Below are 20,897 nucleotides of genomic sequence, written 5' to 3'. Positions count from 1 at the left end.
CCCCTCCCCTGCCCCTCCCCTGGGATAGGGGAAAGTGAACGGCTCCGGTGGTCTTATTAAAGGCCCCGGAGCCAGTAAAGGGAACCGACCCCACCCCTGCCCCTCCCCCTTTGGGAGAGGGAGATAAAAGCAAGGAGTGATATATGGCCTACACTACGGCGGATCTTTATACCAACTTTAGGACGGACAGCGGGGAAGGCGACGATAACCCCACTGATACCGACATTCTTTTATACATCAACCGGGCATATTCCGGGGCCAAGAGCATTTTAAAGCGGCTTTATCCGGAGTGCGCCGGGCTGATGTCCACCGCTGCCAAGGAGACCAACCAGGACCTGGCGGCCGCCACCTGCAAATACGCCGTAACCGACGCCAGCAAGATACTGGCCCTGGGATATATCAAGCTGAAATACGGGGCCAATGACGACTACCTGGTGATACCGGCCAGCCGGATAATCCAGCGGCCGATAGAGGAGAACGACAAGCTGGCGATAGCGGCCACCTGCGAAAACCCGGCAGTGGGCTACGATTCCGGCAACCTGTACATCCACCCGCAACCGTCCGACGCGGTGACCGACGGGCTGGTAGTGGGTGCGCTTTACAACCAGGACCCGATAAGCGACGGAGACAGCCTGGCTGTTTCCGACATCATAGCGGACCTGGTGGTGGCGGAGGCCATAAGGCTTTTTTATAAGGCGGAAAAGGAGTGGGAGGGCGAGAAGGCCCAAAGGGCCGAGGTGGAGGAGCTGATCTTTTCATTGAAGAAAAGCCAGCCGGGCAAACGGGCCATGATACCACTGGGCCCGGGAGGCACCGGTGGGAACCTTAGCGGTTATTCGGGGAGCTTTTAAGAGATGCCTCACGGGACTGCATATCGCGGCAATGTGGCCAGGGCTCCTTCGAACAGCAATACCGGGGCCGCCACAGCAGCCGGAGCGTCCGGAGCCGGCGGATCTTCACCCGAACAAATAGAGGCTTTGGAACGCATTGCCGAAGCCCTGGAATCAGGCAATAATGCGGCCGTTTCCGGCACCAGCGCCGACAACGACATAATGAAAAGCATCACCATACTGTCCGATCAGGTGCTTTTGATAGAGGCCGGGGCCGAAAAGGATTACTACGACGTGACCAACTACGGGACCATATTCCTTTACGGCAGAATGCAGGTGTTTGGGACGATGAGGAACCACGGAACGGTGAAGATATTCACGGACGGAAGGCTGGGGACTTAGAGCTTACGGCGGACTTGATACCGTTGATTATCATACCACCAGGAAAAATAGGCAATAGTGCTGTCAATGGAAGTGAGAGTATCATCCGCCAATAGCGGCGAAAAAGACGGATTGATGGGGTCAGATGAAAGCGGATACCAGTAATAAACAATCCACAAAGACGCATTGGATGTATCCCGGTAAGAACAATAAGGCGGCAATGCATGATCAAACGGTATCTCTATCATTTTTGAATTGTGCAGGTAACAGAAGCCGCCGACCGAATCGCTGGATGTCTTAATGTAATCGAATCCCTGAAACTTTCCAATGATCTTTACATCCAGTGCAGCGATACCAAAAGTGTCATAAGAAACGCCATTATAACTTATACAAACGGTGCTGAATAATGAAGATGAGATATTGCTGCTTGAAAGAGAAGGAATAACCGGTTGATCAACAGCCACAGGATCCTTGGCGCAGCCGATAAGCACCAGACCCAGACAGAAAGACAGAATTATCTTTTTCATGGCAATAAACCTCATATTTGACGATTGAACATTACATCAAAATTATAAAAAAGTCAATAGAAAAAGGAAAATAAAATGCCGGGATTAAACGAATTCTTCGACGGGTCCGCAGTAAAGCAGAGATCCATTTACCTTGACACCGACAACCACCTTAAAATAAAGGACAGCGCGGACGTCGAGCTTATGGACATAGAGGCCCACGGGGCGGACGGCCGGCATTCATACGGCGCAGCGGACGCTTTGCCGGCAGCAGGATTGAGGATATCGCAGCTTAAGCACGCCAAGAACAGCTCCACCGGGACCGGGGCGCAGCAGACCATTGCCCACGGGCTGACCGAGGCCCCGACCGTGGTGCTGATAACGGCAACCTCGGCCCTGGCGGCCGCGGCTGACGCGCCCTATATGAGCGCGGCGGCAGACGCCACGAACATATACATCACCGCCGGAAGCGGAATAAATTATAACTGGGTGGCCATACTGTAATGCAGAGGCACGGCAACACATTGATGGATATAACCCCGCAAAAGGGGTTCAAGGGGATGAGGGAAGACAAGGATCCCAGGGCCATGGATCCCGGGGAGTGCCTGTTGATGTCCGGATTCAGGCCCAGGGACGGCATTATGGACGGCAAATACACCGGTTCGGGCGATCCCCTGAACACCGTTGCCTTTGGATTTGACATATACGACGCCGTGGAGTTTAGAAGCTCGCAGGGCGTTAATTACATACTGGCCCTGACGTCCACCGGCAAGATAATATACACCGCCAACAAATGGGCCGACTGGGACAACGAGGCGGCCACCAAGTCATTTGCCGAGACGGCCGATGGAACGGACCTGGAGCTGGAAGGAGGATCCCCGCACCTGCATGTAGCCTGGATAGTGAGAAGCAACCGGGACGTGGTGTTTTCCAACGGGGTGGACGTTTACCTGATAGACGGCACCACCTGGCCAACCAGCGGGGCCCTGAAAGTGACCAGCCTGACGGAGTTCCCGCCGTTCATACGGGGCCTGTACATGGGCAGCCGGACGGTGATAGACGACGGAGAGAGATACCTTTTATCATCGCCCAACGATCCCAACCGGTTTAAATCCACGCTGCAGGAAAGGCTGGACAAGGTATACGACGACAACCAATGGGTGGCGGCGGCCGCCCAGGGAGTGAGCGGATACAACACGGCACTTTGCCAGATGAGCGAAACCTCGGCCTTTGCAGCCACCCAGAACGGAGTGTTCTGGATAGGACTGGCCCCGGGCGAGAACGGCATAGTGAGCCTTAACATAATATGCGCCCTGCAGGGCGCGGGATGCGCCATAAAAGACGCGGCCTTTGTGAACGAGTTCGGATTGTTCAGTTTTTACAGCAATTACGAAGGCGGAAGCTGGCTGATGCTGGGAAGGGGATCCTACAGCAAGTTACCGGGCGATCCGGTGAACCTTACCGCCGAAGCCGGTTTTTACGTGCGGCCACTGGCCCCGGGCATAAGGAATAGCCTGAAAGCGATCTACAAAGGCGACGGCAATCTGGTGGGGATAGGAAAGGACACCAAGCCGGAGTTCGAGCAGGTAAGCGCCAGGATGAGACTGGGAGCCGATACCGAGGCAGACGCCGGATGGATGTCATTAGGGGTAACTAATGTTATCCCATATACAGTAGGAAGAGCAACAACCCCATGGAAAAACGGAGGAATTGGATGTTTAGATGCTTCCGGTAATAACGTAGGTGGGGTTTATGGCGCGCCATTATATGATAATCATCCAGCTTATCCGGATATTACATCCCCTACTTACTACAGATTGGTAAATCAGGATTATTCATTTTTCCTTACAAAACATACTGATCCAGTATTATATGCTGATGGAAAACAAATAAGTAAAATAGGACCGTCAACTGGCTGGCAGGAAATAACAGTAAATAAATACTGCAGTTCAATTACTTTGGCTTGGTGGTACAGCAATTTAACAGAAGATGATGATAGTGATGCCAAAATAAGCAGATTTTCTGTAACGCTATATATTACGGGAGGTCCAGTTTATATAGCTAAAATGAAAATATTCGGTATGACCTTTACGGGAACCGCCGGAGCGGTGGCCGGCAGTAATTTTATAAATATTGGTGAAATACGACTTGAGGGAAGCGATTCCACCCAGGTCACCTACATCGACGCCATAGCCAAAGGGACGGGACTGACAGCCAGCTCGCAGATTGATTTCGGCCGGTTCCTGGCCGGATTCCGCAAGATAGACAGCGAGTACTACCCGAAGTTCAAGATAAGGGTGGGAAAGTCGGCCACCCTTGACACCCTGGGGACCACCACTTTGTCCGGGGTGCACAGCGCGGGAGGATCTTCCATAACCGTAGCGTCGGCCAGCGCATCCGGACTGGAAATAGGCGACCAGATAAAGATAACCGACCCCACCAACGGGAACGAGACCTTTTATATAACGGCCATATCGGGGAATGTGATCACCCCGGACAGCAACCTGCAATATAACCACGCCAACGGCCTTACAGTGACCTTTTTGGGCAGCTATTCGGGCCTGGCCAGCGCAAACTGGTCACCCTGGACGGAGCTTACCCTGGCCCAGATAACCGCCGGGTACAAGTTCAGCGCACTTAATTACCGGACCGAAGGGGCCGACACCCCGGCCGTGACCGACGCCTCCGGCAACATATGGTCCCACACCAAGGTAACATTCGACCTGAAGCCCAGCGTGGGGTATTCCAGCGCGGCCGACTACTGGCGATTCCAGTTTTTAAAGGGAACGCTGCCGCTTAGCAACCATATGATCCGATCGAGCTATGACAACAGCCTGATATTCGCCACCCCGCTGCCGGGAGCGGCGGCCAACAACACGGTATTCGGCCACAAGGTGGACATGAACAAAGCCGGGTCGTTCAAGATACCGGGGCAGGAGATAAAGGCCTTTGTGCGGTCGGGATCGGACTATCTGGCCTTTATGGGGCGGTCCTGGGTGCTTTACTGGCAGGGCTGGAAGAACTTTAACGGAAGCGGCAACAGCAACGTGCCACTGGTGAGGGAATGGCAGGGCCAGGGAATTGACGAGCAGAGGATGAGGGCATCCAGCATAAAGGGGCTGATAAGATCGTATGAAAGGGATCTGAGCGGCTATACGGTGGCGGCGACGGCGGCCGAAAAGACCATGACGCCCTCGGGATCCCTGCTGCCGGCGGAATTGAACGGAAATTCGTCCATGCAGTGGGGCAACAACAATTCGTCGGTAGTGGCGGGAGACGGTAACGAATACTTTTTGGTGGCCTGGAAAGACACCACCACCACCGGAAAGAGCGACTATGATAAAAACACCTCGGTGGATCTGATAAAACTCAACCGGTCCACCGGAGCCATAGAAAGAATAGCGGTAGACCGCTCGGTGAACGGGAACTACGACATAAACGGGACGAACATACTGCTTTCAGCGGACGGGAATACCCTGTACCTGCTGTGGACCGGACTGACGGCGGCCTGGAATAACAGGATAGTTTACAACACATTCAACGTGAACAGCCAGAAACTGGGGACCGAGCAGAACATAATAATCTTGCCCACCCCAACTCAGGCAAGATGGATATCATCGGTAATCAAAGATGGAATTATATATTTGGTTTATGTGGATTATGTCGGATATACGGCATATATATATAAATCGTCCAAGGACCATGCCACCTGGACGCTGGACAAGTCCGTAACGGCCTATCGCACTGATATATCGCCCTGCTACCTGTACGGACCGAGACTTTTTATAAACAACGCGGGGAATCCGGTGTTTACCGTGGTGGAGCAGACCAACAAGATATCCATTTGGGAATGCGTCGGCGGGATATGGAGCAGTTATCCCAATGTTTGCACGGTGGCAGGAAGCGTATACACAAATAACTCCTATGCCTATTTGAAGCACAGCGGCAGCGAATACCTTTTTGTTCTGTTTTCGGCAACAGTTTACTGTTACCGGAACATATACGGGACCTGGACGCTGGACAGCACGGTATCGGCCAGCGCGGCCAGCTCCAACAATTCGATTGCCGCCTTTTCGGCCTACAATACCATTATCGTGGTGTTCTCCAACGGATCCGGAGCAACGGTTTATTTTAAGCGGATCGACGGAGCTACCAGTTGGGGAAGCTCGACAAACATAAAGACATCGTATCAGTCGCTGTATTTGTGCGGCAATTCTTACCTGACGGACAACTATCTGATAATCTGGGCCAAGAAAACCACGTCCGATTACTGGCGGGTTTTAAGGTTTACGCTTACGCCGACGGCCAGCAACGACGAAAGCGCACTGGTGATAAGCCTGATAACGGCATCCGGCACCAAGAACGCCTACAGCGGGACCGAAAGCCTGGAGGACGAATACCGGCCGAAGAGCGGACGTCCGCCCAGGATAGGGACGGTGAACACCATAAGGCCCAAGATCAGGACCACCAGCCCGGTGGAGATAGCCGAGATGGAGCTGACAGCGGAAAAGAACACATAATACCAATAAAGGGGAAATACGATGGCATACGGAGATATTTACGGGCAAATGCTGATGGACAACCTGATGCGTAAAGGCCGGGCCGCCAGAACCAGAGCCAAGGATGCCGCAGGCCTTCAAAGCGCCGGAGGCGTTCAGAGCGGAGCCCTGCAAAGCAATTTGGACAGCATTGCCGGACAGGAAGCGGTGGAGGGCAGCGGGATAAACCTGCTGGCCACCGAACTGAACCGGGCGGAAAAGGAACGAAATGACGAGTTGGAAAGGATCCGTAAAGAGGAGCAAAAGGCTAAAAAGTGGGGAGCGATAGGCACCGGAGTGAATCTGGGCGCCAACCTGCTTAATTTAGTGGCTCCTGGCGCGGGAACGGCGGCCCAGGCGGTGGCCGGGGCGGTGATGCCGGGCGCAAGCGGACAGCGGACAGCGGACAGCGGACAGGGAACGGGACCCCTCCCGGCTACTGCCACCCTCCCCGATGCGGAGAGGGTAAATCAGATCATGGGCGGGCAGAGGCCGGCGGGGATGACCCTGGCCGAGTGGCTGAAACGGCTGGCCATGAAAGGACAATACCCGCAGGGCTTGGAGACCTACGGGTATCAACAGTAGAAGCGCAAAGCCAAAAGATCAAAGCTTAATTTTAAGGATATACGGACATGGACGCATATCAGAGACAACTGCTGGGCCTGCTGAAAGGCAAGCAGGACAACACATACGACATGCAGATGAGGGCGGCGCTGAACCCGCAGAGATCGGACGCCGATTTGGGCATGCAGGCGCTTTCCGGCATAGTGAAGACCATTGCCGACAAACGGAACGAGCGCCGGGCCGCCCAGATGCTGTCCATGACCGCGGAACAGACCAAGGCGGTGAAGGACCGGGAAAAGGCCTTTGAGGATGCCATGACCATGTACAAGGCCGGGCTGAACGTGCCTCCGGAGCTGGCGGAACGGGCGGGGCTGCCGCAGATAGCGGGACAGGCCAGCAAGCCAAAAGGGTCCGGGAAGATCTACAGCACGCCGTACATGATCCAGAAGGAGGACGGGCAATGGTATGAGCGGCGGATAATCCACGACATTGACGGGACCGCCAAGCGGATAGAGGATACCCCGCTTTCCGGGCAGCCGATGCAGGCCAAGCTGAAACAGCAGACCATGAACAGCCAGATGAACGACTGGAGCGACAGCGAGAACAACGCCTACCGGAACATCATGGAACGGCTGAAGAATATCACCGTATACGACGACGAGGGAAAGCGGGTGCAGGACATGTCCGGCCAGGGAGCATATTTGAAGAAACTGAAGATACTGCCCAAGGCCGGGATAACCCAGCGGGTGCTTGATTCGATAGCCAGCACGTTTGAGCCGATACAGGGCGGGTATAAGAGCCAATTCGGCGAGGGGATCAACACCGATCAGGTGCCTTGACCTCACCCCGCCCCTCTGGCTTGAGGATGACCTCACCCCGCCCCTCTCCAAAGGCATTTGGAGAGGGAGATAAAAGCAAAATAATGAAGGGCTGAAAATGCCGGTATACAGATTTAAAGACCCTGAAGCCGAGACCTTTTTGAAAAAAAGCGAAATCCCTGAGGGAATGAAACGGGGATTAACCACCGAACAGGTGATACAGGGATTTATCAAAGAAAACGGCATGAAAGAAGGCGTGGATTTTATTGTAGAAGGATCCGGACCCCTTCCGGCGGCGGCACCTTCTCCGGAACGGCCGGGGCTGGGAGATGTTGCCGGGGTTTCCGGGGCGGCGGTAATGAAGGGCCTGGCCCAGACCGGCGGCAGGATATTGAGCGCCGGAGCGGCCGGCATAGAGGCCATGCAGCCCACCCTAGGCACCCAGCCGATGATCCCGGGCCAGAGGGACCAGTTAAGCCCTGACGTGGCCCCTGGGGCCATACCGGAGCAAAGACCGCTTACCGGCAGGGAGATGACCCGGAGCGCCATAGCGGCCCAGGAAACGGCCCAAAAGCTGAGGGATCTGGGCGAAACGGCCACCGGAGGCTGGCAGGAAAGCATCGATCGGATGGCCAAGGGCAACCAGGCCCTGCAGACCACGGCGGACGTGATAAGCGGAACCACCGACGTGCTGTCCACCATGGCCCTTTCCTCTTTGGCCGGACCGTTGGCGCCGGCGGCCACCGGGGCGCTGTACGGCTCCGGCAGTTACGATGAATTTATCACCAAGGCCCGGGACGAAATGGCTCCGGCCATAGAGCGGGAGCTTGTTTTGCAGGGCATGAGCCGGCCGGAAGCCAAGGCCCAGGCCAACATAAGGGTGGAGGCCGCGGTGAAGGACCAGGCTTTTATGAACGCCATGCTCCAGGGATCGCTGGACGCCGCCAGCCAGTACCTGATGATGGGGCTGTTTCCCAAGTTCGGCGGGGCCATTGCCGGCAAAAGCCCGGCCCTGGCGGCCAAAATAACCGGGACGCTGGGCAAGCTGAAGCTTTCGCCCGGGTGGGACAAGGCGGTGCGCTTTTTGGGCAACTGGGCATTCCAGCACGGGCAGGAGGAGGTCCAGAATTACGGCCAGAGGGCTTTGGAGGTGAAAGCCGGGATAAAGGGCAGCGGATTGACCCCCAGGCAGGAGGCATCCCAGCAGAGGATGCCGACCGCGCTGATAACCCTATTGGTCTCCGGGATAGGCGGGAGCGCAGACCTGCGGCCGGAGACCCAGGCGGCCATAGAAGAGGCCCAGAGCGACCCCAGCGCCGAGAAAGTGCAGAAGGCATACCAGGCCAGCGCCCAGGACGATCCGGCCAAGGGGGTGGACCTGGAGAGCGCCAGGGGCCTTTTGGAGAACTCGGAGAAGATGACCAGCGAGGAGATACGGCAAGGGCTGGCCAGCATAAAGGATCCCCGGATAAAGGCCACCACCGAGGGAATGATAGGGAAGCTTAAAGCGGCAAATAAGGCCACCGAACAGGCCATCGAGACAGGCAGAATTTCCACGCTGACCGGAAAGCTTAACCGGGCAGGCTGGCAGGAAGGGATACCTTCCAAGGGCATTCCTTCCTATGCTCAAAGGCAGGCGGCCGGGGAAACGGTGATCTACGCCGACCTGGACAATTTTAAGGGCATAAACGACGCCTACGGCGACAAAGTGGGAGATGAGGCCATAAAATACGCTGCCGACATTGCCGACCAGGTGGCCAAGCGGCACGGGATAATGACCCATGCCACACCGATGGGCGACGAGAACATCTTCTCCGCGCCGGCGGAAACGGACCCGGCCGCATTTTCCGAGGATCTGCGGGCGACCATGGAGGCCAACCCCTTTATAGCGCCGGACGGCAAGCCGTTCAACATAACATTTTCGGTGGGCATAGGGGAACAGGGCGGCCAGGAAGAATCGGCCAACATGGCGGCCAAGCTGGCCAAATACATGGGCAGGAACCGGGTGGCCACCGCCGAGCAGTATATGGCTTTGACCCCGGAGCAAAAGAACGACATGAAGAAAAAGGCCGAAAAGGGAAGGATCCAGGATATCCGGCATTTGATACCGGGCGAGTGGTGGAACGACATGCAGGCCCGGCTGATGGAAAAGGCCGGGATCCCGACCGAGGACTGGCCGGATTATATCATGGACCGGGGCGGCCTGAGAATGGCCGAGGAGATAAAGACCACATTCGACAAGACCAAGAAGATGAGCCAGGCGGTGGAGGATATACGGAAGGATTATCAGGAATTCAAGGCGGGAACACCGGCAGAACAAAAGGCAAATAACAAATTGCAAAATGAAAATATAGAGGTCCCGCCGCAAATACAGGAGAAACCACTTCCGGCTTCGCCACCCTCCCCCGAAGGGAGAGGGGATATAGGCACTGAAATAACCGAGCAGGATCTGAATGTTCTGAAAGAGGGCATGGATGCCATTAAGGCCGAGCGGGGAGTGAAGGACAAGAGAACGCAGTTATTCCGCAACCTGGAGCGGTCGTATATCGAAAAGCAGGGGCTGCCGACGCTGGACCTGCCGGAAATTCCGTCCACCCTTATTCCCCTGGTGGAAAAGGCCCTGGCCGGGAAGAAGCTGACAGAGATCCAGGCCAAGACCGTAAAGCTGACCGTGAAGGCCATAAATGACTTTAACGAGCAGATAAAGGCCAGCCCCGCTCCGACGCAGGAGATAAACATAGGCGACCTGCAGGTAGGCGACAGCTTCACCATAAAGGGCGAGAAATACAGCGTGAAGGCCTATAAGGACGGAGAGTACACCATTCAGGACGGGAAGACCTACAAGGTGGACCCGTTTGAAAAGCTGATGGTGGATCAGGAAAGCTTAATACAGGGGACAGGGGAGACCTCACCCCGGCCCTTTCCAAAAGCATTTGGAGAGGGAGAAGGGATGCCGGTGATGAACAGGGAGGGGAGAGGGCCCAACCCCACCCCTGCCCCTCCCCCTGTGGGAGAGGGAAAACCCCTCCCTGCTTCGCCACCCTCCCCCGAAGGGAGAGGGAAGAAAATAGAGCAGGCAATGATGGAAGGGATGGCCGGGCGGGAGATGCCGCGGGGACCGATGAAGCAGAAGGCCGCCACCAAATCGGACCGGGGGACCATATTTGACCAGGAAGGACTGAAGACCGATCGGGAGGTGCAGGAGGAAAAAGGACAGACCAGCCTGGCGGAGGTGGAGAAGGAACTGGACCGGATGGGGAAAGATCTGGTGCAAGGGCCGGCTTTGGGCTTGAGCGTAAAGCAGGAAACGAGGGGATTTAATGCAAAAGGCAAATTGCAAAATGAAAATATAAAAAGCGGCATCTCGACAGGCTCGGTGACCGGGGAGAGGGGCATTGATACTAAGAGGAAAGCCGAAGTTATGACGCCGCCCAGGGCCCAGACCGACGCCGAGGCCCGGATGGAGGAGGCCTTTGGGATCGGCCGGGAGCCGATAATCGACCGGATGAAGCGCTGGACGACCACAGCCAAGAATGTGTTCACCAGGACGTTCCGGGACCTGGATCCCAAGGCCAACAACGGCTTTTTTGCCGACGCGGTGGACTGGCTGAGGCTGGCCAGGGACACCAACGAGCGCAGCCGTTCCAAGACCCTGGACTATATCCGCAAGGTGACAGCCCCGATGAACCGGCAGCAGTTTAAGGGATTTTCCCGGCTGGCCATGATGAAAGACCTGATAAGGTCGATCGACGAGGGGCTGTACAGCCGCAAGGCCCTAGTAGCCGAGAACGGCATGAGGGTGAGGCCGGAGAACCAGATAGGGATGGGGCGCATTCTGGAGGTGGACCGCAAGGGCGAACGGGCCAGGCTGTACTTTAGATTCGAGCAGAGCGGGAACGAGAAGGAGAGCTGGTACAACCTGGACAAGCTGATCACCGAGGACGGCAACCGGCTGGTGGCCACCGAGGAACAGGTGGGGGACGCCAGCTACAGCCGGGAGCTGCCATTCGGCTTTAAGAACGACCTGGAGGCGGCCAGCTACTTTAACCAGCTGAAAAAGTGGGCCGACGGCCAGCCGGAAGTGAAGAAGGCCGTGGAGATGCGGGGAAAGATCTACAAGGCGGTGGGCGAGCTGGCGGCCAAGCACGGGGTGATATCGGAGGAGAACGCCAAGAACTACGACCGGTATTTTCACCGGCAGGTACTGGAATACTTCAGGGCCAAGAAGGACGAAGGCGCCGGCGGCGAGCCGGGGAGCCTGAAGAACTTTAAGGCCGGATTCCAGCACCAGAGGCTGGGATCCTCCAAGGATTACAACACCAATATTCTGGAGGCCGACTTTGAGGTGATCAGCCAGATGCTGGCCAAGATAGAGCGGAAGCAGCTGAGGCTGGACCTGAAGCGCAAATACGGCATAAAGGTGGAGCCGTACCACCAGATACCCAAGGGATTTGTGGAGTGGGCGGCCAAGCCGGGCTCGGTGTGGTTTGAGACCTACGGGGTGGCCGAGGAGCTGGTGGACAGCTTTGTGCAGGCCCTGAAGGAAAGCCCGGCCGGGAACCTTTCGGACAGCGACAAGATAAAATCGATGTACGCCAACGCCGAGCAGTTGATAGAGAAATCGGTGCGCAGCGTGGCGGCCGAGGACAAGATGGTGATACCCCAGGAGCTGGCCAAGGCCATGGACGGGGAGTATTTTACGGTGAGCAAACGGAACCCGCTGGACAAATTCATTCGCTGGACCATGAGCAAATGGAAGCAGTGGGTGCTGTTAAACCCCTTCCGCTTTATAAAATACAACCTGAACAACATGTCGGGCGACCTGGACGTGACCCTGGCCTACAACCCCTCCATTTTGAGGGAGGGACCGGCAACCATGAAGGATCTGCTGGCCTTTTACGGCAAGAAGGGCGAAAGCCAGGATGTGAAGGAAGCGGTAAAATACGGGGTGATCAGCTCCGGGCAGACCGTGAACGAGATCCAGGACATATCCAGCGACGCCATACTGAAGGTGCTGACCGGCCGGAACGAAATAGACCCGTTCTACGTGAAAAAATACTTTCACAACGTGCGGGAACTGACCAACTTTAGGGAAAGTTTTTTGCGGCTGGCGGCCTACAAGTGGTTCCGCAAACAGACAGCCGCCGGCAGGAAGGTATACGGGGCCAGCGAGAAGGCCGACATCGACGGCATAAACGATCCGGTGAGGAAGGCGGCCAAGCTTAGCCGGGAACTGTTGGGTGATTACGGCGCGCTGACCGAGGCCGGGAATTACATGCGGGAGCGGCTGATACCGTTCTATTCCTGGATGGAGATAAACACCCCGCGCTACGTGCGGATAATGAAGAACATGGGCGACGAGGGGCGGGGATCCCGGGCGATGGGGCAGGCGGCGGCCGGCAAAGTGGCCCGGGCGGCCATGAAGCTGCCGGTGAAGATAGCCCAGGCGGGGATGCTGATGGCGGCGGTGAACTCCTGGAATCACCTGGTGTGGCCGGAGGAGGAGAAAAAGCTGAGCGAACAGCAGAGGCGGTCCGTTCATGTGATCATAGGCCGGGACAAGGGAGGGAATCCGCTGACCATAAGGTTCCAGGGAGCGCTGAGCGACGCCCTGGACTGGGTGGGGCTGGAGGACGTGTGGTACGACGTGAAGGATATCCGGGAGGGCAAGGCCACCATCAAGGATAAGACGGCGGAGGCCGGAAAGGCGGTGGTGAACAAAGTGGTGCAATCCATCCGGCCGGACGTGAAGCTGTATACCGAACTGCTGAGCGGCAAAAGGCTTTTCCCGGACGTGTTCAAGCAGCAACCGATAAGGGACAGAACCGAGCACGCCCTGGGAACGCTGGGAGCGGCCATGAACATACCCTACCGCTATGCCACCGGGAAGCCGATGCGGCCTCTGGGCCAGGAGCTGACCGAGGCCCTGCTGGCCTACCGGACGGTAGACGCCGGGGAGGCGGCCTACGGCCAGGTGAAGAGCGCCAAATACCAGTGGCTGGAAAAGACCGGAAAGGAATCGGCCGGCTTTGAGCCAACCCCCAGGGCCAACGCCCTGTACAACTACAAGCTGGCCCAGAGATACGGCGACAAGAAGGCGGAGCAGAAATACTTTGCCGAATACAAGAAGCTGGGTGGAAACGAGAAGCAGCTGGGCATGAGCTTAGCCATGAGCGCCCCGCTGGCCGGGATAAAAGAGGACGATCTGGAGCAGCTGCTGAGCGAGATCCCGGCCGAGGCCCTGGAGAAGACCGGACTGGCCTACCGGTGGTATTTGGACAACATGCTGGACCCGGCGATGAGCAAGATTATAGCCAAGCGACGGGGCGCCATGCCGGAGGACAACGCCAAGCTGGCCGACTGGGTAAAGCACGTGGAGAAGGACATCCGGCGGGAATACCGGAAGATGTATTACAGGGAGAAGAATAGAGATCAGGGAAGACCCCTCCCGGCTTCCGCCACCCTCCCCGATGCGGAGAGGGGAAATCCGGCGTATACCAAGATGCTTAAGGATAGGTTAACCGGAAAATAAATCATCAAATATCAAATCAAAACCAAAGGAGAGAACATGAAACGGATAGTTATCTTGATCACGCTGCTGGCCCTGGCGGCCGCCGCGGGGATGGGCCAGAACATCATGGTATCGAACGATTATGCCGTGATGCAGATAAAAAAGCCCATCCGGCCGGAGATGGACGTGACGATAAGCCTTAGCCCCGGCCAGGCCTGCACCCTACAGGTGATCCCGTTCGCCCAGTGGGGAGGCTACAGCTTGAGCTACTGGGACAGCCTGAAGCAGGCCAGCAACAAGGACACGGCCATAGTGATCTTTAAGCTGCAGGGCTCGAACCGGCCGCTGTACGGGTTTAGCGCCTACGGCTTTACCGACAGCATAGCCTTTACCGACACTTTGATAAACCATAGTGCCGGAAATTACTGCGAACGGGTGTACGACATGACCAGCAATATTCCCCGGGTGAATTTTTTGAGGGGCATTGCCACCAATGCCGGACCGGATACCCTGCAGGGTTTGAAGATCTGGCAGCTGCTGACCGTGGACCGGTAAAAGAACTGTAATTAAAGGAATGATAAAATGAAAAAGATAGCTTTATTCTTGGCAATTCTGCTGATGGCCGGAACGGCGCTGGCCTGGATCCCAGATCAAACGACTGCGGGAAATTATTACCCTTCTATCGATAATGTCTATTATTTGGGACTTGACAGTTATCGCTGGGCGAGGGTGTATGCCTGGAAATATTACGGCGGGGAGTTTATTGGCAACCCAGTTGGTGCCGCACTGTCCGACAGCGGAATATGTATTGGCATAGCTGACAGTAATAGCTCGGCCAGGGCCGCTGTTGTTGGCATCAATAATCAACTTGGCGGAGTATCTTCTTCATCGGCCATTTTTGGCATGTATAACAGAATACATCAGGCGTCGCAAACGTTCCTTTTTGGAACCAATAACAATGTGGTTTGGGACGGCTCAACATGCACGGATGGGATAACGGTTGTCGGAACGGGCAACACCGGGTATGGGTGCAATAGCTTTGATGCTGGATTTTATAACACATCCCGGCCCGGTTCTGACGGGCATGTTCTTATCGGGAACAAGGGATATTTACAAGGGGTCGGCTCGGTTGTTGTTGGCAGTGGAGATACGATAAACGGGGACAACGTTATCACTGTTGCCAATCACAGCAAGGCAGACGGAAACCTATCTAACATTTTCGGGACATACGATTCAGTGCGAGCCGCTAATGCTACAGCCCTTGGCAGTTATATTACTATTAATGCGCCGGGAGCGACCGGCCTTACGGCTACGATTATACGCAGCCAAGACACCTCTACCGTTGCTATAAACTGCGATAGCTGGCTGGCGTTCCATACCACATCCCACAAACGGGCGTTTGAAGTAAATGCTCCGGGCGGGCATTGGTTTTATGGTGATAGCGGTGTGCGGTCAAATCTTGTCCTTCCCCTTACTTCCGGCACCGGCTCCCTCGGTGCATCGGGCAATGCGTGGAATGCTGCTTATGTAGATACAGTAAATGCAACAAATATTGTTCAGGTTGGTAGTATCGTTCATGCGAATACAGGAATCTATCGTGGTAATGGTGATATATATTTTGGTTCTCTTTTTGCAAATGGTCGTGCTTGGTTGCAGGGTGGGAATAAAACAGGAATAACTTTGTATGGCAATGGTGGAGTATGGATTGGCCAAAATGGAGTATATACTGCACCAGATAGTTCCGATGGGTGGTGTGCCGATACATTAAATTTCCGTGGCAAAGCGGTTGACAGCCGAACGCAGCCATACATTCAGGGCTTTACTCCCTATGCCAAGGGGACACGACCAGCTACACCGGCTCTTGGTGATATTATAGCTATTGATGGAGACACTACGACCGATAGTCTGCTCTGTTACTTGGGCGGGGCGTGGGTTGTTTTGAAACCGTGAATATTTATATGGTGCATAATGAGCAAGTGGTGGGATAAGCGGAACGACAAAAGCCTTGCGGACAACGATGCCAGATGGGTCAACCCGGTAATGTTTTCGTTCGTCAGCCTGGCCGCAAACTGCCTGATACAGGGGTTTATAAGGAGAAAGTAATGGCCGCAATCGCTTTTGTTCTGGTCGTGGTGGGCGTGCTGGGATTTATGCCGGGGGTAATCTCCGGCCAGATAACCAAGGAATTAAAGGAAGGTGAATATGGTGAAGATTACCCCACAGCTCCGGGACCGGATGGCTCTGGCGGCCAGGGACAAGATCGGCACACCCTACCGCCTGGGGGCTGAAGTAAAGCCCGGCGATCTGGAGAATGCCCGGGATCTGGACTGCTCCGAAACAACCGAGCGGCTTTACAACGACTACCCACAGATACCCCTGCCGGACGGCGCAGCGGCCCAGCGGGAATACTGCGAAAAGAACGGCAAGCAGATCCCATACCCGCTATCCAAGGACATTCAGCCCGGCGACCTGGTATTCCTTTGGGACAAGGACATGGCCCGGATCGGCCATGTGATGATGGCGATCGGCTCGATGGCTCCCTTTGGCTGGCCGATGCTGATAGAAGCCCGGGGCCGCCCCTACAGCATGGTATGCATCACCAGCCTGGATGATGTGATGGCGCACTTTGGGACCCGCTTTGCCGGAATATACAGGCTGTTTGAGGTGATATGACCTCACCCCGCCCCTCTACAAACGCATTTGGAGAGGGAGGACCCCACCCTGGGCGAGGGCACCACGCCTCTACAATATGATAATACAACAATAATAAATCATTAAAAAGGAGATCAACAATGACTGCGCTTTTAATCAAAATTCTGGCCGTATTGGGATTCTATTTGCTGGGAATAGCGGGAGCTTTTGCGCATCTGCTATCGGATTTTGTAACACAAACGCCGGATGAAGGGGAAAGCGAAGAGGCATTTAAGGCATACTATCGGAGCCGAAAAATTAGGTTTATTTTGTCTTGTTTTTTGTTCTCTTTCATTTTTATCATCTGGCTGGGAATGAAGGGCTGGGCTGTCAATTATGAGAAGCTGGCGGCATTCTCCGGGATAGGTTACGGAGTGTTCATGTCGGCCATAGGATATATCGCCGATAGCCTATGGAACAAGGGCATGAAGGCCGCCGAGAAATTGGCGGCCAAAAAAGCCGGGGAAGAACAACCTGACATAAAACCAGAGGGATAGGGCCATGACAGCAGCAGAGAGGGAAGAGCTCCGTGATATGATCGAAGAGGCCCTGGACAGCAAGGTGATCCCCAAGCTGGACGCCAACGACGAGAAGCTGGACAAGGTATGCAAAAGGATCTTCGGCAACGGGGACGTGAAGGGCTGTTTGGTTTGGGAGATCGAGGAGATAAAGGATTGGCGGAAGACCGTGGAGAGCTCCCTGAAATCCATAAGGAATACCCCGAAGATCATCTGGAACTATCTCAACAGCGGGCTGCTGTTGTTGTTCGTAATTTTATCATTCATTTTTAGGAGATAAGGGCAAATGAAAAACATACTTTTAGCATTCTTGCTGGGGCTGACCCTGGGCGCCAGCGTGATGTACTTTGTGAAGCCCGGAGCGCCGGCAGTAACCACCAGCGTGGCGGCAGGGTCCGGGACCACCGAGACGGCGGAGAAGGATTCCAGCACCACCACCAGCACCGAGACCGGGAAGGAGACGGGGAAGATCACCAGCAGCACCACCACAGTGACGGTGACCGGCCCGGGAAAGCGGGACACCTCGGTGACCGAGGAGAAGACCGTGACGGACTATACCACCTTTACCGAGGCGGTGCGCCGGCAGACCGAAGCCACCGAGCGGCAGACCAGGATCTACCAGGAATGGCAGGATAGCACCAATATGCTGCTGAAGGCCTCCAGGGAGGCCCAGGGGCCGCGATATGACCATTGGCTGGGTCTTGGGCTGGGCGGGGAGGTGAACGGGCCCATGGCGTGGCCCTGGAAGCCCGAGGAGGCCTATATTTGGCCCAAGCTGAGGTTCGGGGAGAAGGAGCTGAGGTTGCTGCCCAAGGTGGGGTATAATTGGAAGGATGGGGAAAATCCGTGGAGGGTAGGCATTGCCTATAGTTTGTATTTCAGGTGACGCCTTCCGCTGTCCCGGTAAAAGGGACCCCTCCCTAGTCCCTCCCCGATGGGAGAGGGACCTCCTTAAAAGACCATCTTAAAACCCCCGGAGAGATCCGGGGGTTTTTTGCTGTTCAATTTCACGTTTCCATTTATGGGGTGCGGACTGCACGGCACTGCCAGCGGTGATTATTCAGTCATAGTTATCTCCATAGCAAATATATGTTCTTCGACGTACTGCAGGGAGTCGCCGTTTTGCTTGACGGCCTCCAGACACACCTCGGGGGTCTGCTCCTTGACGTACCGCAGGGAGTAGCCGTTTTGCTTGACGGCCTCCAGACACACCTCGGGGGTCTGCTCCTTGACGTAGCGCAGGAAGTAGCCGTTTTGCTTGACGGCCTCCAGGGCATCGTTGCCTGAGAGTGTTTTTTTGACGGACAGCCGTTTCCAGTTAGCCTCGAGGGATTTGAGAGTAAGTTTCATGGTTCCTCCTTCAATTAATATTTATGGGCCTGTTGGTTCATTTACTTTCCACCGGACCAGGCAGCAGCTTAAACCCGCCGTCCTGGACGTGCTGGAAAAAGGTTTTATTCTTGGCCGGATCCCAGGCGTATGGCAGGAATATCTCCAGGGGGGCGGCCTGCTCCAGCCGGATCATGGTTACCTGGACGGATACCCAGTCATGGAGGATCTTCCAGGCGGTCCGGTGGGACTGATCGCGGATCCGCTTCTCGGTCTCCGGCCGTGGCCGTCGGACCTCCTGATACATCACCTTGAATACCTCCTCGACATGGACCGGGAGCTTAAAAATCATCGGGATAAGCCGGTTCGATTTCCCGTCCCTGATCTCCATCTGAAACATGAGGGCCTCGACCTGATCGGTCCCGGGGCGGTATTCCTTGTTGATATTTCTGGCTCCGGCCAGGGCCAGCGACCGCTCGATGTATGAGATCGAGCGATCGGCCGGCACGGAAGAGGTGTAGTTTTTAAGGTTCATTTCTTGCCCTTCTTGATCTTTTTCTCCTGGTTCCCCGGCAGCAGGGCCTTGATATTCTCCGGCAGGGCTTCGTCCACCGCCGCCATGTCCAGGGCCTTGCCGGTGGCCAGGGTATACATGGCCTGGTTGTTCGCCAGCGTATTCGTCATCTGGCTGTTATAGTTCTCCGCCGAATCTTCCAACAGCTGGATCAATTCCGGCTTTAGGTCGTCCAGCTTTGCCGCCTGAAACTGCGCCAGTTTTTTCTCGGCGATCCCCGGCTGGTGCATCAGGATCATCTTGATCAGGTTCAGGGCCGAGACCTTTTTGATGTTCTGCTCCAGCACGTCCCCGGCCAGCTTGGCGGCAATCTCCTCCCGGTGCTGTTTGATCACGTCCTTTTTCTCCCCAGGGGTGAGAGGAATATTCTTCTCCAGCTTCTTCCGGACGCTGACATGGCCGGGGCGTTCCGCTTCTGCCTTTTTGCCCTTGGGCTGTTTGATGTTCGGGCACTGGGTGGGGCAGTAGAGGACATACTTCCCCTTGGTGTCCTGGCCACGGCACCACTTCACCAGCTTGCAGTCGGGGCATTTCTCCGGGTCGATCCGGGCGGCTTCCTCGAACTTGACCAGGCCGTCCATGCTCCAGCGGTTCTGGGTGGAGATGCCCGCCTTCTTCAGACCCAGCTTTTGGGCCTTCAGCTTCATGCCATCGTTGAAGTCGGCCAGCTTTTTCTTGTAGCACTCCGGGTTGAAACATGAACCCTGATCCCGATACCACGCTTCTTTTTCTCCCAGCTCGGCCTGGTCGAACAGGGCCGGGCTGCGATCGCCGTTGAACTGGCAATCCTTGCAGCCCTTGGTATCGAACTCGGCATCGGACAGTCTTTTCGTTACCTTGTTATTCACCAGCCAGCGTTTGGCATCCCGGTAGCTGGGGCGGTTGTCGAGGCAGAATGTGGCGAACTCGGCCGCCTGCTTCTCATTCAGGTTGACGGACAGGATGGCGGTGGCCAGGGTCAGCTTTTTGGAATGCACCAGCTCCTTGATGTTTTCCCCGCAGCGGTTGAGGGTCAGCAGTTTCAGGGTGTCGTCGACGGACAGGTTGACCTTGGCGGCGATGGCCTTCACAGTCTCCGGTGTCCAGTATCCATTTGCCATCGCATCTGGCCCGATCAGGGCCTTGATGCTGTCCAGCATCTCCAGGGGGGAGAGGTTCAGCCGGTGGGTGTTCAGGATCAGGCTGATGTCCGGGTTGCTGTCTTCGGCCACGATGCATGGGAGGGAGGGAAGTCCGGCGATCTTGGCGGCCTCGAGGCGGCGGCGGCCGTCGAGGACGATAAAGCCTTCTCCGGGGTTGCATGGTTGGGGCGGCAGCGTTATCACCAACGGCACTTGCAGGCCGTGGGCTTTGATGCTGGCGGCCAGGGCTTTCAGGTCGCCCATGTCCCGGCGGTCGGGGGTGTAATGCAGGTCGGCCAGGGCGATTGAGTGGAGGGCGGTTTCGGTTTTTGTCATGGGGGGTGTCTCCTTTTTTGGTTAATTTAAAGTTTTCTTTTGTTTACGTGGTGTAGCGGGTGCCCCTTGATCCATTAATTTGCTAATGCATGATAAGCAAAGCCCGGCCTTGTTCTCCGCAACGGCTCCACCCTTGCCGCACCGGGGACATTTCTCATCCATGTTTATGTTAATAGTGTA

Annotated in this window: 17 protein-coding genes; 13 read left to right on the top strand and 4 right to left on the bottom strand. The window is 55.8% G+C overall.

The features are described from left to right. Positions 1 to 143 precede the first annotated feature (143 nt). Both RDU76_06270 and RDU76_06265 read left to right on the top strand, forming a co-directional pair. Positions 144 to 851 (top strand): hypothetical protein, encoded by a 708-nt coding sequence (locus RDU76_06270; protein ID MDQ7798531.1) that lies wholly within the window; start codon positions 144 to 146, stop codon positions 849 to 851. Positions 852 to 854: 3 nt separating this feature from the next. Then, on the top strand, positions 855 to 1,232 hold the full coding sequence (locus RDU76_06265; GenBank protein MDQ7798530.1) for a hypothetical protein: 378 nt from the start codon (positions 855 to 857) through the stop codon (positions 1,230 to 1,232). Here the strand turns inward: RDU76_06265 and RDU76_06260 are convergent. Beyond that, entirely contained in the window at positions 1,229 to 1,738 is a 510-nt protein-coding gene (locus RDU76_06260) for a hypothetical protein (protein ID MDQ7798529.1), read from the bottom strand. The two genes, RDU76_06265 and RDU76_06260, sit on opposite strands and share 4 nt — an antisense overlap. Before the next feature lie 75 nt (positions 1,739 to 1,813). On the opposite strand from RDU76_06260, the gene RDU76_06255 reads away from it, so the two are divergent. From RDU76_06255 to RDU76_06205, 11 genes are all read left to right on the top strand, one after another. Further along, positions 1,814 to 2,221, top strand: coding sequence for a hypothetical protein (locus tag RDU76_06255; GenBank protein ID MDQ7798528.1), 408 nt, complete (start codon positions 1,814 to 1,816; stop codon positions 2,219 to 2,221). Continuing rightward, entirely contained in the window at positions 2,221 to 6,237 is a 4,017-nt protein-coding gene (locus RDU76_06250) for a hypothetical protein (GenBank protein ID MDQ7798527.1), read from the top strand. The genes RDU76_06255 and RDU76_06250 overlap by 1 nt, the downstream gene beginning before the upstream one ends. A 21-nt stretch (positions 6,238 to 6,258) precedes the next feature. Further along, on the top strand, positions 6,259 to 6,840 hold the full coding sequence (locus RDU76_06245) for a hypothetical protein (GenBank protein ID MDQ7798526.1): 582 nt from the start codon (positions 6,259 to 6,261) through the stop codon (positions 6,838 to 6,840). 47 nt (positions 6,841 to 6,887) lie between these two features. After that, entirely contained in the window at positions 6,888 to 7,658 is a 771-nt protein-coding gene (locus RDU76_06240) for a hypothetical protein (GenBank protein ID MDQ7798525.1), read from the top strand. A 166-nt stretch (positions 7,659 to 7,824) separates the two neighbouring features. Further along, entirely contained in the window at positions 7,825 to 14,169 is a 6,345-nt protein-coding gene (locus RDU76_06235) for a GGDEF domain-containing protein (protein MDQ7798524.1), read from the top strand. A gap of 36 nt (positions 14,170 to 14,205) precedes the next feature. Then, positions 14,206 to 14,703: a hypothetical protein gene (locus RDU76_06230; GenBank protein MDQ7798523.1), complete on the top strand. Its 498-nt coding sequence runs from the start codon at positions 14,206 to 14,208 to the stop codon at positions 14,701 to 14,703. Positions 14,704 to 14,730: 27 nt separating this feature from the next. After that, on the top strand, positions 14,731 to 16,098 hold the full coding sequence (locus RDU76_06225) for a hypothetical protein (GenBank protein MDQ7798522.1): 1,368 nt from the start codon (positions 14,731 to 14,733) through the stop codon (positions 16,096 to 16,098). Between the two features lie 252 nt (positions 16,099 to 16,350). Further along, positions 16,351 to 16,821 carry an NlpC/P60 family protein gene (locus tag RDU76_06220; protein ID MDQ7798521.1) on the top strand — a complete coding sequence of 157 codons (471 nt, stop codon included), beginning with the start codon at positions 16,351 to 16,353 and terminating at the stop codon, positions 16,819 to 16,821. Positions 16,822 to 17,153: 332 nt separating this feature from the next. Next, positions 17,154 to 17,336, top strand: a complete 183-nt coding sequence (locus tag RDU76_06215; protein MDQ7798520.1) for a hypothetical protein — start codon at positions 17,154 to 17,156, stop codon at positions 17,334 to 17,336. A gap of 4 nt (positions 17,337 to 17,340) precedes the next feature. Continuing rightward, positions 17,341 to 17,637, top strand: a complete 297-nt coding sequence (locus RDU76_06210; GenBank protein MDQ7798519.1) for a hypothetical protein — start codon at positions 17,341 to 17,343, stop codon at positions 17,635 to 17,637. Positions 17,638 to 17,643: 6 nt separating this feature from the next. Then, positions 17,644 to 18,243, top strand: coding sequence for a hypothetical protein (locus RDU76_06205; GenBank protein MDQ7798518.1), 600 nt, complete (start codon positions 17,644 to 17,646; stop codon positions 18,241 to 18,243). Positions 18,244 to 18,413: 170 nt separating this feature from the next. Here the strand turns inward: RDU76_06205 and RDU76_06200 are convergent, their stop codons facing one another. The 3 genes from RDU76_06200 to RDU76_06190 are packed head-to-tail and all read right to left on the bottom strand — an operon-like array spanning position 18,414 to position 20,717. Further along, positions 18,414 to 18,707, bottom strand: a complete 294-nt coding sequence (locus tag RDU76_06200; GenBank protein ID MDQ7798517.1) for a DUF4116 domain-containing protein — start codon at positions 18,705 to 18,707, stop codon at positions 18,414 to 18,416. A gap of 37 nt (positions 18,708 to 18,744) precedes the next feature. Then, positions 18,745 to 19,221 carry a hypothetical protein gene (locus RDU76_06195; protein ID MDQ7798516.1) on the bottom strand — a complete coding sequence of 159 codons (477 nt, stop codon included), beginning with the start codon at positions 19,219 to 19,221 and terminating at the stop codon, positions 18,745 to 18,747. Next, positions 19,218 to 20,717, bottom strand: a complete 1,500-nt coding sequence (locus RDU76_06190) for a ParB N-terminal domain-containing protein (protein MDQ7798515.1) — start codon at positions 20,715 to 20,717, stop codon at positions 19,218 to 19,220. Before RDU76_06190 ends, RDU76_06195 begins: the two co-directional genes overlap by 4 nt. Positions 20,718 to 20,897: the final 180 nt, after the last annotated feature.

This window comes from Candidatus Edwardsbacteria bacterium, assembly GCA_031082425.1.
In the GTDB taxonomy this organism is placed as follows: domain Bacteria; phylum Edwardsbacteria; class AC1; order AC1; family EtOH8; genus UBA2226.
The sequence above is the reverse complement of the archived record's forward strand: the minus strand, read 5'-3'. Positions and strand labels throughout refer to the sequence as shown.

Bases quoted from the DNA above. Each gene is read 5' to 3' on its own strand.
- RDU76_06245 (MDQ7798526.1), top strand. From the start codon at position 6,259: ATGGCATACGGAGATATTTACGGGCAAATGCTGATGGACAACCTGATG.
- RDU76_06255 (MDQ7798528.1), top strand. From the start codon at position 1,814: ATGCCGGGATTAAACGAATTCTTCGACGGGTCCGCAGTAAAGCAGAGA.
- RDU76_06205 (MDQ7798518.1), top strand. From the start codon at position 17,644: ATGAAAAACATACTTTTAGCATTCTTGCTGGGGCTGACCCTGGGCGCC.
- RDU76_06265 (MDQ7798530.1), top strand. From the start codon at position 855: ATGCCTCACGGGACTGCATATCGCGGCAATGTGGCCAGGGCTCCTTCG.
- RDU76_06210 (MDQ7798519.1), top strand. From the start codon at position 17,341: ATGACAGCAGCAGAGAGGGAAGAGCTCCGTGATATGATCGAAGAGGCC.
- RDU76_06190 (MDQ7798515.1), bottom strand. From the start codon at position 20,717: ATGACAAAAACCGAAACCGCCCTCCACTCAATCGCCCTGGCCGACCTG.
- RDU76_06220 (MDQ7798521.1), top strand. From the start codon at position 16,351: ATGGTGAAGATTACCCCACAGCTCCGGGACCGGATGGCTCTGGCGGCC.
- RDU76_06230 (MDQ7798523.1), top strand. From the start codon at position 14,206: ATGAAACGGATAGTTATCTTGATCACGCTGCTGGCCCTGGCGGCCGCC.
- RDU76_06235 (MDQ7798524.1), top strand. From the start codon at position 7,825: ATGAAACGGGGATTAACCACCGAACAGGTGATACAGGGATTTATCAAA.
- RDU76_06240 (MDQ7798525.1), top strand. From the start codon at position 6,888: ATGGACGCATATCAGAGACAACTGCTGGGCCTGCTGAAAGGCAAGCAG.
- RDU76_06260 (MDQ7798529.1), bottom strand. From the start codon at position 1,738: ATGAAAAAGATAATTCTGTCTTTCTGTCTGGGTCTGGTGCTTATCGGC.
- RDU76_06250 (MDQ7798527.1), top strand. From the start codon at position 2,221: ATGCAGAGGCACGGCAACACATTGATGGATATAACCCCGCAAAAGGGG.
- RDU76_06195 (MDQ7798516.1), bottom strand. From the start codon at position 19,221: ATGAACCTTAAAAACTACACCTCTTCCGTGCCGGCCGATCGCTCGATC.
- RDU76_06200 (MDQ7798517.1), bottom strand. From the start codon at position 18,707: ATGAAACTTACTCTCAAATCCCTCGAGGCTAACTGGAAACGGCTGTCC.
- RDU76_06270 (MDQ7798531.1), top strand. From the start codon at position 144: ATGGCCTACACTACGGCGGATCTTTATACCAACTTTAGGACGGACAGC.
- RDU76_06215 (MDQ7798520.1), top strand. From the start codon at position 17,154: ATGAAGGGCTGGGCTGTCAATTATGAGAAGCTGGCGGCATTCTCCGGG.
- RDU76_06225 (MDQ7798522.1), top strand. From the start codon at position 14,731: ATGAAAAAGATAGCTTTATTCTTGGCAATTCTGCTGATGGCCGGAACG.